Source organism: Streptomyces sp. NPDC058308, from assembly GCF_042880275.1.
Lineage (GTDB): Bacteria > Actinomycetota > Actinomycetes > Streptomycetales > Streptomycetaceae > Streptomyces.
Map to the genome: position 1 here is coordinate 26,492 of NZ_JBHVZA010000027.1, position 11,765 is coordinate 38,256.

Here is an 11,765-nt window from a genome sequence, read left to right on the forward strand (position 1 = left end):
CGGCTTATGGTTCAGCGCACGATCATGATCACCGAGGCCGTGACCCCCACCACGACGATGAACGCGCGCATCGCCACCGGCGGCAGCTTCCGGCCGAAGCGCGCGCCCACCAGGCCGCCCACCGTCGAACCGAGGGCGATCAGGCCGGCGGCCGTCCAGTCGATGTCCGCGACGACGATGAAGAGGATCGCGGCGACGCCGTTCACGAGGGAGGCGAGCACGTTCTTCGCGGCGTTCAGGCGCTGCAGGTCGTCCAGGAGGAAGGCACCGAACAGGCCCATGAGCAGCACTCCTTGGGCGGCGCCGAAGTAGCCGCCGTAGATGCCCGTGGCGAGCACCCCGCACCACATCGGTATGCCGCCGTCCTTCTTCCCGCCGTTCTCGCGGCCCTTGAGCCTGCGGGCTAGGCGGGGCTGCAGGAGGACCAGCAGGCACGCGGTCAGGATGAGGACCGGGACCACCGCCTGGAAGGCGTCGGCGGGCAGCCGCAGCAGGAGCAGCGCGCCGGTGAGACCGCCGATGAGGGAGGCCGTGCCGAACCGCACCAGGCGCCTGAACTGTCCCTTCATCTCCCGGCGGTAGCCGTACGCGGCGCTCAGGGTGCCCGGCACCAGGCCGAGGTTGTTGGACACGTTGGCGAGCACCGGCGGGAGGCCGAAGGCCAGCAGGGTGGGGAAGGTGATGAGGGTGCCCGACCCGACCACCGCGTTGAGTCCGCCGGCCGCGACACCGGCGGCTCCGACAGCCACCATTTCGAGCGCTTCCACACGTCACCTTTCCTGCCGCGTCACCGGGCCGCTCTCCGGGAGCCGTGGCCCCCGGGCGGACACCCGTCGCCGGGCAGCCGCCCGTACTGGAAGCGATCTTGGTGCACGGTGAAAACCCAAGTCAATCCTAGGGTTTCCTTGCATCCCTCCAAGGCGCGGCTTTGAATCGCTCAGGAGGACAGCCTGGCGGCGCGTGTCCGCAGGTAGCGGGCCTCGGGGCCGCTGAGGGTGCCCTGGGCCGCCAACCGGTAGGCGGCGCGGGCGCCTTCGGTGTCGCCCGCCTTCTCCAGCAGATGGGCCCGCACGGCCGCCAGCCGGTAATGGCCGGTCAGGTGGCGTTCCAGCGCGGCCAGTTGGTCGAGCCCGGCCTGTGGCCCGTACACCATCGCACAGGCGACGACCCGGCCGAGCGCGGCCATGGGCTCGGGGGTGCGGCGCACGAGGTGGTCGTACAGGGCGAGGATCTGGGGCCAGTCGGTGGCCTCCGCGCTCGGGGCCTCGTCGTGCAGCGCCGCGATCACCGCCTGCAACTGGTAGACGCCCGGCGGGCCTTGGGAGAGCGCCTCCTCGACCAGGGCCGTTCCCTCGGTGATCGCCCGCCGGTCCCAGCGGCCGCGGTCCTGCTTGTCGAGCGGGATCAGCTCGCCGTGCGGCCCGGTCCGCGCGGCCGAGCGCGCCTCGGTGAGCAGCATCAGCGCCAACAGGCCGGTCACCGCCGCCTCGTGGGGGAGCAGGCGGCGCACGGAGCGCGTCAGGCGGATGGCCTCCCGGGCGAGGTCCGCGCGGTGCAGCGCGTCGCCGACCGTGGCCGTGTATCCCTCGTTGAAGATCAGGTAGAGCACCTGGAGGACGGCCGCGAGCTGCGCGTCGCGGTCCTCGGGGCCGGGCTGCTTGAAGGGCGTGCCCCTGATCTTCCCCTTGGCCCTGCTGATCCGCTGGGCCATGGTCGCCTCCGGCACCAGATGCGCGCGGGCGATCTCGGCCGTGGTGAGGCCGCCGACGGCGCGCAGCGTCAGGGCGACCTGTGCGGCGGCGGTCAGCTCCGGGTGGCAGCACAGGAACAGCAGGCTGAGGGTGTCGTCGTCGGCCGGGGCGCGGCTCTCGCCCGGTGGGGGAGCGGTGAAGGCGTCCCTGGGCGTGAGCAGCGCGGCGTCCTGCTCGCGCCGCCGCCGTGCCTCGTCGGCGCGCAGCTGGTCCGTCAGGCGGCGCGAGGCGACCTTGATCAGCCAGCCCCGCGGATTGTCGGGAAGGCCCTGTTCCGGCCACTGCCGGGCCGCGGCGAGCAGCGCCTCCTGTACGGCGTCCTCGGCGGCGTCGAAGTGTCCGTACCGGCGTACGAGCGCGCCGAGGACCTGCGGGGCGTGCAGCCGCAGCAGGTCCTCGGCCTCGGTCGTACGTCTCAACATTCGCCTCCCGAGGAGTCCTGGACGGGACGGATCACGACGGGCGGTTCGACGAGCCCCTCGGGTCCGGGGCACCGCGTGACGCGTTGGGCGATCTCCGTGACTCGTTCCAGGCTCTCGCAGTCGACCAGCCAGTACCCGGCGAGCACTTCCTTCGTCTCGCCGTAGGGGCCGTCCGTGATCACGGGCCTGCCGTCCTTGTCCGCGCTGACGAACCGGGTCTGGGCGGGCTCGGTGAGGCCTTGCGCGTCGACGAGCTCACCGGACTCGGCGAGGTCGTTGGTGATCTCGCCCATGAAGGCGAACATCGCCTGCAGTTCCTTCTCGCTCCAGGCCGGGCGGCCCTCGGAGGGCTTGCCCGTCATCGCCTCGTAGTCGGCCTGCGATCCCTGGACCATCACCAGATACTTCATGGCTTCGCTCCTCAGTTGCGCCGTCACTCCTCGGGGGTGACTTTCACAGGGGACGTCGGAGCGGACTGCGCGTTCTCGACAGCCCTCGGGAAGAAAGTTCCGGGACAGGGCGGCGGAAGGGACTGACGCACAAATCCTCTCGACGGACGGCGGCGAAATCCTCCCTGCGGCGGGTTCAGCCAATGTGTACGGGGGCCGCGCCCTCGGTGGTCTCCTGCTTGCCGGCGGTGATGGCGAGCACGGTGACGGCGAGGCCGGCCAGGAACATGATGCCCGCACCGACGAAGGCCAGGGTGTAGCCGTGGGTCAGCGCCTCGGCCGCCTTGGCCACCAGGCCGTGGTCATCGGTGGCCAGGCCCCGGTAGAACGAGGCGGCCGCGTCGGGGAGCCGGTCGTTGGCCGCCGACGTGGAGACGGTGGCCAGCACGGCGAGGCCGAGGGCGCCGCCGATCTGCTGGGCGGTGTTCAGGAGCGCGGACGCGATGCCCGTCTCCTGGTCGTCGACACCGCTGACCGCGCCCAGCGTCATCGGCACGAAGCCCATCCCGAGACCGAGCGCGGTCACGAACATCGCCGGCATCAGGTGCCCGGCGTAGGACGAGTCGGGGGTGAGCGTGGCGAACCAGAACATGCCCACGGCCGCTACCAGCAGGCCGGGACCGGCGATCGCCCTGGGCGCGAGGCGGGTGACCAGCTTGGCGCTGAGTGCGGCCGCGACACCCATGCCGAGGCTGAACGGCAGGTTGGCGAATCCGGTCTTGACCGCGCTGTAGCCCAGGATCAGCTGCATGTAGAGGGTGAGGAAGTAGAAGGTGGCCATCATGCCGGCGCCGATGAACAGCATCGTGGCGTACGACCCCGAGCGGTTGCGGTCCTTGAAGAGCCGCAGCGGCATCATCGGGTCCGCGGTGCGGCTCTGGACGAGCAGGAAGGCGCTGAGCAGGACGGCGGCGACGGCGAAGCAGGACAGGGTCAGGCTGTCGGTCCAGCCGTGCTCGCCACCGCGGGTGATGCCGTACACGAGGGCTATGAGGCCACCGGTGCCGGTGATGGTGCCGGGGAGGTCGAGGCGGCCGCGGTGGCGTTCGGCCTCGACGAGCGTCCTGGTCCCGGCGAGCACGGCCAGGCCGATGGGGATGTTCACGAAGAACACCCACCGCCAGTCGAGGGCGTCGGTGAGGACGCCGCCAAGGAGCAGGCCGACGGTGGCGCCGATGCCCGCCATCGCGGCGTAGACCCCCATCGCCTTGTTGCGCGGCTTGCCCTCGGGGAAGGTCGTGGCGATCAGGGAGAGGGCGCTGGGCGCCGCGATCGCCGCGCCGACACCCTGCAGGATGCGGGCGCCGATGAGCAGGCCCTCGTTCGGGGCGAGGCCGCCGAGCAGGGAGGCCAGGGTGAACAGGGCGATGCCCACCTGGAACATCCGCCGCCGGCCGAAGAGGTCTCCGGCCCGGCCGCCGAGAAGCAGCAGCCCGCCGAAGGCCAGTGCGTAGGAGTTGACGATCCAGGCCAGGTTGGCGTCGGAGACGCCGAGGGCGGTCTGGATGCTGGGCAGGGCGATGTTGGTGATCGTGCCGTCGAGCACCACCATCAGCTGGGCCGCGGCGATCACGAAGAGGGCCAGGCCGAGGTGCCGGCCGCCGGGCGCGGCACCGGGGGCGTCCGCCGGTACGGGGGCGGTGACAGCTGTGCTGTCAGCAGACATGAAAGAGCTCCAGAACGAGGCTTGGACACGTATCACCGGAATGGAGAACAGGCATGGAAGTGCCGCTTCCATTTCGGTGCGAGGGGCCATGGCGAACCGCTGTGAAGAAGCGTGAAAGGACGGCCCGGCCCGGGACGAGAGGAAACCCTAACACCCAATAGCCGCTGGTAGATGCCTAGATTGGCGAGCCCTCACCGAAGTCGTCGGCGGACTTGACTTTTCCCGTCGTTTCCTAGGCTACGACTTTCGCGGGCTTTATCGATTTCACTTGCATTCTCGTTCTGGCTGTGAGCAAAGAATGCGAAGGGAGGGTCGGAGATGTGTCCACACTTTCGCTCTGAATGCAAGTCGGAAGGTGGCACGGGAGGGCGACGGCGATGCCGAAGGAGAGCGAGAAGCCCCTCTGGGGGGAGCGTCGAATTGCCCGCGGGCATCAGCGTCGCGAAGGCCCCCACGGGCATCAGCGTCTCGAACGTCCCCGCGAGGATCGCGCCCGCTGAGAGGATCACGCCCGCCGAACGATCGTCGGTCCCGAGCGGCGTATCGCCGTGCCACGGTGTCGTGCGGGTTCCGGCCCTCGCGGGCCTCCTCGCGCAGCCGCGACACCATGAGGATGTTGTAGTCCGTACCGAGCGCGACCGCGAACACCTACATGATTGCGGGGAGCGTGAGCATCGGCCCGGGCCGGCTGCCGGTCTGCTGGAAGAACAGCGAGGTCGCCCTGAGGGTCTGTTCGCGAGGCACATCAGTCGTGTTCTGCGCAGGACCGGCGGGGCCGGGCGCTCCCGCCACGGGGGCCACCGGATGTGAGGTGGCTCGGGGCCGTGGCGGGGCGCCCGGCGGACGTCAGAAGTTGATCATGTGGCCGGCCAGGCCGTGCACCGCTTCCTTGACGGCCTCGCCCAGCGTCGGGTGCGCGTGGACGTTGCGCGCCACCTCGTGGACGGTCAGGTCCCACTGCTGGGCCAAGGTGAGCTCGGGCAGCAACTCGGTCACGTCGGGGCCGATCAGGTGGGCGCCGATGATCTCGCCGTACTGGTTATCGCTGATGATCTTGACGAAGCCGACGGTGTCGCCGAGCCCGTGCGCCTTGCCGTTCGCCTGGAAGGGGAACTTCGCGACCTTGACGTCGAAGCCCTTCTCCTTGGCCTGCGCCTCTGTCCAGCCGAAGCTGGCGATCTGCGGCTGCGAGTAGGTCGCGCGCGGGATCATCGGGTAGTCGAGTTCCATCGTCTCGGCGTCCGCGAGGGTCTCCGCGGCCACGACACCCATGGCCTCGGCGGTGTGCGCCAGCATCAGCTTCGCGGTGACGTCGCCGATGGCGTAGATGTGCGGGACGTTCGTGCGGCAGCGGCCGTCGACGTCGATCGCGCCGCGCTCGGTGAGCGCCACACCCGTCGCCTCCAGGCCGAAGCCGCCGACGTTCGGCGCGAAGCCGATGGCCTGCAGGACCTTGTCGGCCTCCAGGATCTGCTGCTTGCCGTCCTTGCCGGTGACGGTGACCTTGACCTGCTCACCCGATTCGTCGATCGACTCCACGCGCGTGGAGGTCAGTACGTCGATGCCGAGCTTGCGGTACTGCTTGGCCAGTTCCTTGGAGACGTCCGCGTCCTCCAGCGGCGCGACCCGGTCAAGGAACTCGACGATCGTGACCTTCACGCCGTAGTTGTGCAGGACGTACGCGAATTCGATGCCGATCGCGCCCGCGCCCGCGATGACGATGGAGCGCGGCAGGGTGTCGGCGAGGATCTGCTCCTCGTACGTCACCACGCGCTCGCTGCGGCTCGTGCCGGGCAGCAGGCGGGGGGTGGCTCCGGTGGCGATGATGCAGTTGTCGAAGCCGATCGTGGTGGTCGTGCCGTCGGACTTCGCCACCTGCAGGGTGTTGGCGTCCAAGAACGTGCCCCGGCCGTCGAACTCCGTGATGCCGTTCTTCTTCATCAGGAAGTGGACGCCCTTGACCCGGCCGTCCGCGACGGTACGGCTGCGGCTGAACGCCTCGCCGTAGTCGAAGGACACCTGCCCGTCGACCTTGATGCCGTACGTCTTCTGCTCGTGCGTGAAGAGGTGGGCCAGCTCGGCGTTGCGCAGCAGCGCCTTGGTCGGGATGCAGCCGACGTTGAGGCAGACACCGCCCCAGTACTTCTCCTCGACGACTGCCACCCGCTTGCCCAGCTGGGCGGCGCGGATGGCGGCTACGTAGCCGCCGGGTCCTGCTCCGAGCACGACGACGTCGAAGCGGTCTTCCATGGGGGAGGTCCTCTCTGGGTGGTACGAATCCAGTGGTGCGGATGGCTCTCTGCCACGATCATCCGCCATGCGGGCGCCCGGACGGGCGGCGGGTGGGGCACGCCACAGTCCGCACCGGTGACCCAGGCCGGAACGTCACCCGTAGGGGCCCCAACCCCCCGTACCCCTAAGTGTGTTGGAGATTCGACAGTTCGTTCACCCGAACGTGGATCACGGGCTAGTGTCGCGACCGAGAACACGTTCCGTAAATGCCACGGGAGAGGTGGAGAACGCGCTGTGGAGAGTGAGAATCAGGCCGAGGCGATGTCCATTCCTTACGACGTCCCGACCTCGGCGCGAGGGTACGGCTGGATGCTGGGCGGCAAGGACAACTACGAGGTGGACCGGCAGTTCATGCTCTCCACCGTGCCCTCGTTCCCCGAGGTCGTCGACATCTGCCGACAGAATCGCGAATTCCTCTTCCGCGCGGTGCGCTATCTGACGCGTGAGGCGGGTATCCGCCAGTTCATCGACATGGGCTGCGGACTGCCCACCGACAACAATGTCCACCAGGTCGCCCAGCGCTTCGCCCCCGACGCCCGCGTCGTCTATGTGGACGTCGACCCGATCGTCCTCGCACACGGCCGCGCCCTGCTCGCCGACGACTCCTCCACGACGGTCATCATGGGCGACATGCGCGACCAGGAGGCGATCCTGGACCACCCCGACGTGGCGCGCCTCATCGACTTCGACGAGCCGGTCGCCGTGCTCTTCCTCTCCGTGGGGCACCACCTCACCGACGCCGACGAGCCGTCCCGCATCCTGCGGACGATCATCGACCGCGCGGCGCCCGGCAGCCACGTGAGCTTCTCGCAGGTCGTCGCCGACGACCCCGAGCGCGGCGCGGCGATGACCGAGCACATCACCGGGGGCGGCGTGCCCTGGCAGACCCGCACGCCCGCCGAAGTCGACGTCCTGCTCGAGGGGCTTGAGCCCGTGGAGCCCGGCGTGGTGAACCTCGTCGACTGGCGCCCCGACCCCGACCAGCCGCCACTCGCCCCGGTCGACCCGGACCTGGAGCCGTATCTCGGCGTGACCGCTTCCAGCAAGGGGATCTACGAGTACGGGGGAGTGCTGCGCAAACCGCGGGGCTGAACCGGCGGCGAGCCGGTCGCCCCGGCGGCTGCCCCCGGGCGGTTGACCGGGGGCGGCCGGCACCCCACAATGACGACCATGATCCAGCACCTGACCGCCGCGGTACGGACGTTCGACGTCCCCTGGCGGCGCGGGTGCGAGCGATCGGGCCGCTAGCTGTACGGAGTCCGCTCCGACCGCAGATGTACGGAGTCCGCTCCGACCGCCCGTTCCCGCACTCCGAAGGATCAGACCCCATGACCGCCGCACCGCAGTTCCCCGCTGCCCACTCCCTGCGCGAAGCCCGCATACCCGCCGACGGCATGTACGAGGGCCGCCGCACCCTGCGCCGCCTGCCCGATGGCTGGCAGGAGCACCCTTACGAGCTCTTCGACGTCGTACCGCTGGGCCGCGTCATCGGCGCCGAGATCCGCGGCGCCGACCTCGCGCGCCCGCTGACGCCCGCCCTGCGTGACGAGCTGAACCGCGCACTCCTGGAGTGGAAGGTCCTCTTCTTCCGCGGCGCCCGCATCACCTCCGAGCAGCAGCGCGCCTTCGCCCTCAACTGGGGCGACCTGGAGACCAACCCCCTGCTCGCGCGCGGCTCGGCCGACGACGTCGTCCGGTTCGACAAGGGCGGCAGCGCCATCCCCACCTACGAGAACGTCTGGCACGCGGACGTCACCTTCCGCGAACGCCCCGCGCTGGGCGCGGTGTTGCAGCTGCACGAGGTGCCGCCGTTCGGCGGGGACACGATGTGGGCGGACATGGCGGCCGCCTACGACAACCTCCCCGACACCGTCAAGGCCCGCATCGACGGCGCGCACGCGGTGCACGACTTCATCCCCGGCTTCACCCGGTTCTACGGTCCCGAGAAGCTCGCTCCGCTCCAGGACCGCTTCCCGCCGGTCACCCACCCCGTGGTGCGTACGCACCCGGAGACCGGGCGGCGGATGCTCTTCGTCAACACCTCCTTCACCACGCACATCGTCGGCATGGACCGCGAGGAGAGCGACCGTCTGCTCGGCTACCTCGTACGGCAGGCCCACGTGCCGGAGTACCAGGTGCGGTTCCACTGGCAGCAGGGCGACATCGCCTTCTGGGACAACCGCGCCACGCAGCACTACGCCGTCGACGACTACGCCCCGCACCGCCGGGTCGCGGAGCGCGTCGCCATCGCGGGCGACCGCCCCTACTGAGGCCCTCCCGGACCGCGGGCGCGGCTCCCTCGCCCGCGGTCCGGCTCCCGCCTGCCGAGCGCCTCTTGACCGGAGGAGTCCTACTGATATGAGCGTGAAGGGCGAGCCGGGCGGGGCGCCCCTGCGCAGGTGCGGCCCGTCGTGACCTGGGACGACGCGTGATTGTCAGCGGTGGGTGCGAGGGTGAACGGCATGACACCACTGCGACTCACCGACATCGAGAGGGCGCTGCGCGACAGTTGGGGCGCGGACACCGCCGACCCCGGCTCCGGCGAGACATGGCCGGCGGACAACCCGGAGCGGGACCAGTGCGGCGTCACCGCTCTCGTCCTGAACGATCTGCTGGGCGGCGAGCTGATACTCGGTGAGGTCCACGTCGGTGGTGAGCGGACGGGTTACCACTGGTGGAACCGCCTGGCGTCGGGCTTCGAGATCGACCTCACCCGCGGGCAGTTCCTGCCGGGCGAGACCGTGACGGACGGCGTTCCGGTCACCCGGCCCCCGGAGATCCGCCGCTGCCGCGAGGAGTACGAACTGCTGCGCACCCGGGTGCTGAGCAGACTCGCCGAGCAGGGCCGGGAGAGCCGGGCGCCGAGAGCTCAGGCCACGTCGTAGACGTCGAGCCGCCCGCACATCCCGAACCTGCCCCGGACGGCGGCCGCGCTGCGGCTGGGTGAAAACACTACGGCCCCCGGTGTCGCCCGACACCGGGGGCCGCCCCGCGTCCCGGCAGCCTTCCCCCACGAAAGGTCACCGGGACTCCCCTGAGTGTGGTTTCAGGGCCTGATCTGTCAGAAGGACAGTGCTGCGCCCTCCATGAGACCAGCCTTCATCTCACACTGGTTCGCGAAGGTCTCGGACCAGCTGACGTGCTTGCCGTTCCAGACGCCGGTGACGGCGACCGTGACGGGCCGCCATTCCTTGGTGCAGATGGCGTCGGTCGTGCTGCCGACGAGCATGGCGAACTGGCCGTTCACCTTGCTCAGTTCGGCGCAGGCGGCCGCCGGCGCGGGGTGGCTTCCGGACGGGCGCGGCGCGCAGGTGAGCGTCACGGCGCGCTCCACCGTGGCGGAGTCGGCGTCCTCGCCCTGGCCGACCGACAACACCAGGACGGACGGCGCGTGGAGGCTCCTCGTCTTCGGGGCCTCGGCCTGCGCGGTGCCTGCTGTCGCGGCGAGGACGCAGGTCGCCGCGGCTGCGGCAGCTCCTACGGCCTTGAGGGTGCGACGCATGGTGGACTCTCCTTCGATCGATGCGGTTGGTGACTGCGCTGAGGAGTCTTGCCTGTGCGGAGAGTGAATGCCATGTGGATGGTCGATTTCCGGATGCGCCGGTCCGCTGAGCGGTTCCCGTACGGGCGTTCGGGCAGCTCAGGAGCAGTGGCGAGGGCCTCGCGCCACCTGTCCAGCATATGGACTTTGGCGATTGGTATAAGTCGGAACCAACTTCTGACCTGCGTAAATGGAAAATTGGTTCTTACTTCGACGATCCGCATCGACCGGAAATCATCGGTGAAGCCGCTGTGGATTGGCGTCGGTGCCCTCGGTGCTGATGAGTACGAGGGTCGCCTCGGGGGCGATCCCCAGAGAGGTGCGGCGCTCGTCGCCGCCCCGGCCGGTGAGCACCGCGCGCAGGGGCCTCGCCGGGTGCGGAGCCCGCCGTCCGCCCGCCGCGGTAGTGCGTGACGGCGGCCTGGGCGAGCGAACCCACTCCCACCGGGACGGCGACCAAGGAGGGCGACTGCGCGCCGGCCGCGTCGAGTTGGGCGTCCACCTCGGCGAACAGGGTCGCGTAGCCCGCGACGATCCACGCCGGGATCTCCTCGTACCCGTCCCACGCCATGTCCTGGACGAGCACCGCGTCGGGTGCCTCGGCCGCGGCCCGCGCCGCGCGCACCGCCGCGTCGTACGGTCCGGCCACGGTCGTGACCTCGGCGCCCTCCCGCTCGATGGCCGCCACCGCGGCGGGATGCACGCCGTCCGGGACGAAGACGTGTGCTTGCCGTCCGAGGCGCCGGGCGGACCGCGCCACCGCCCGGCCGTGATTGCCGTCGGTGGCGGTGACGAGGCGCACGGGCCGGTCGCCGGTGTCCCGCCCGCCGTTCGGCTCGCGCGCCAGGATCCGGTGGATCGCCCATGACGCGCCGAGCGCCTTGAAGGCGGGCAGGCCGAGCCGCGTCGACTCGTCCTTGACGAAGACCCTCGCCACCGTGAACTCCCGGGCGAGGAAGGGGAGTTCATGCAGGGGAGTGGGCGCGTACTCCGGCAGTGAGGTGTGGAAGTGCTGGGCGTCTGCCGGGGGAGGGGCGCAGGTCCACGCGCGAGCGGCGGGGCGTGTGTACCAGGGGAGGGGGGAGGTGGATCCGGCCTCGGAGTCGGTCTCTGGATAGATCACCGGACCAGCGTGCGGGCCAGGCCGCACTCCGGTCCAGTGATGTGCCGTTCTCCGGCGGAGGCCGGTAGGCGCCGGTCAGCCGCGGGAGAACGCCAGCACGGCGGCCAGGTTCATGGGCTGACGTGTCGACACATAGACATACGGCGCGCCTCCCCAGGAGTTCCGCAGCTCGATGCGGAGCGCGGTCGGGACGTAGGAGCGCAGGAGCAGCAGCGCGTACGGATTCGCCCTGACCGTGCGCCACTCGAAGGCCTCCCGTTCGTCGAGGATCTCCGTCGCGCCGAGCGCCTCGATGGGGATGGCGCGCTTGCCGATCACGAGGGTGCCCGGCGTGACGAGGATGCGCACGTTTCCGTGGGCGTGCACGAGCGCGGCGGAGACCGCGATACCGACCGTGGCCGCCGTCACCGCGACGATCACGCCGAAGGGGATCGCCCCGATCCCCAGCCCGGCTCCGCCCAGCGCGATCAGCCCCCACCAGGAGCGGGGCACGCTGAGCCGCTCTTCGTAGATGTGCATGA

12 protein-coding genes are annotated in these 11,765 nt (G+C 70.3%); 3 read left to right on the forward strand and 9 right to left on the reverse strand.

Going from position 1 to position 11,765, the window contains the following annotated elements; translation table 11 throughout:
* Positions 1-11 precede the first annotated feature (11 nt).
* The 6 genes from ACFVYL_RS30015 to lpdA form a co-directional block, all read right to left on the reverse strand.
* Positions 12-767: a sulfite exporter TauE/SafE family protein gene (locus ACFVYL_RS30015; RefSeq protein WP_389721428.1), complete on the reverse strand. Its 756-nt coding sequence runs from the start codon at positions 765-767 to the stop codon at positions 12-14.
* Between the two features lie 170 nt (positions 768-937).
* Positions 938-2,173 carry an RNA polymerase sigma factor gene (locus tag ACFVYL_RS30020; protein WP_389721430.1) on the reverse strand — a complete coding sequence of 412 codons (1,236 nt, stop codon included), beginning with the start codon at positions 2,171-2,173 and terminating at the stop codon, positions 938-940.
* Positions 2,167-2,583, reverse strand: a complete 417-nt coding sequence (locus ACFVYL_RS30025) for a YciI family protein (RefSeq protein WP_389721432.1) — start codon at positions 2,581-2,583, stop codon at positions 2,167-2,169. The genes ACFVYL_RS30020 and ACFVYL_RS30025 overlap by 7 nt, the downstream gene beginning before the upstream one ends.
* A 175-nt stretch (positions 2,584-2,758) precedes the next feature.
* Complete coding sequence (locus tag ACFVYL_RS30030) at positions 2,759-4,288, reverse strand: MFS transporter (RefSeq protein ID WP_389721434.1); 1,530 nt, start codon at positions 4,286-4,288, stop codon at positions 2,759-2,761.
* A gap of 264 nt (positions 4,289-4,552) precedes the next feature.
* Entirely contained in the window at positions 4,553-4,897 is a 345-nt protein-coding gene (locus tag ACFVYL_RS30035) for a hypothetical protein (RefSeq protein WP_389721552.1), read from the reverse strand.
* 237 nt (positions 4,898-5,134) lie between these two features.
* Positions 5,135-6,538: a dihydrolipoyl dehydrogenase gene (gene lpdA, locus ACFVYL_RS30040; protein ID WP_389721436.1), complete on the reverse strand. Its 1,404-nt coding sequence runs from the start codon at positions 6,536-6,538 to the stop codon at positions 5,135-5,137.
* A 276-nt stretch (positions 6,539-6,814) separates the two neighbouring features.
* Here lpdA and ACFVYL_RS30045 point away from each other — a divergent pair, with 276 nt between their 5' ends.
* The 3 genes from ACFVYL_RS30045 (at position 6,815) to ACFVYL_RS30055 (ending at position 9,465) form a co-directional block, all read left to right on the forward strand.
* Positions 6,815-7,672 carry an SAM-dependent methyltransferase gene (locus tag ACFVYL_RS30045; RefSeq protein WP_389721438.1) on the forward strand — a complete coding sequence of 286 codons (858 nt, stop codon included), beginning with the start codon at positions 6,815-6,817 and terminating at the stop codon, positions 7,670-7,672.
* 302 nt (positions 7,673-7,974) lie between these two features.
* The gene (locus ACFVYL_RS30050) at positions 7,975-8,850 is read left to right on the forward strand and encodes a TauD/TfdA dioxygenase family protein (RefSeq protein WP_389721554.1); all 876 of its coding nucleotides are present in this window, start codon (positions 7,975-7,977) and stop codon (positions 8,848-8,850) included.
* Between the two features lie 192 nt (positions 8,851-9,042).
* A complete protein-coding gene (locus tag ACFVYL_RS30055) occupies positions 9,043-9,465 on the forward strand; it encodes a hypothetical protein (RefSeq protein ID WP_389721440.1) in 423 nt (140 codons plus the stop codon).
* Positions 9,466-9,641: 176 nt separating this feature from the next.
* Here ACFVYL_RS30055 and ACFVYL_RS30060 read toward each other — a convergent pair whose 3' ends face one another.
* The 3 genes from ACFVYL_RS30060 to ACFVYL_RS30070 form a co-directional block, all read right to left on the reverse strand.
* The gene (locus ACFVYL_RS30060) at positions 9,642-10,082 is read right to left on the reverse strand and encodes a subtilase-type protease inhibitor (RefSeq protein ID WP_389721442.1); all 441 of its coding nucleotides are present in this window, start codon (positions 10,080-10,082) and stop codon (positions 9,642-9,644) included.
* 244 nt (positions 10,083-10,326) lie between these two features.
* Positions 10,327-11,244, reverse strand: coding sequence for a pyridoxal-phosphate dependent enzyme (locus tag ACFVYL_RS30065; RefSeq protein WP_389721444.1), 918 nt, complete (start codon positions 11,242-11,244; stop codon positions 10,327-10,329).
* Between the two features lie 75 nt (positions 11,245-11,319).
* Positions 11,320-11,763: a DUF3093 family protein gene (locus ACFVYL_RS30070; RefSeq protein ID WP_389721446.1), complete on the reverse strand. Its 444-nt coding sequence runs from the start codon at positions 11,761-11,763 to the stop codon at positions 11,320-11,322.
* Between the last annotated feature and the right edge of the window lie 2 nt (positions 11,764-11,765).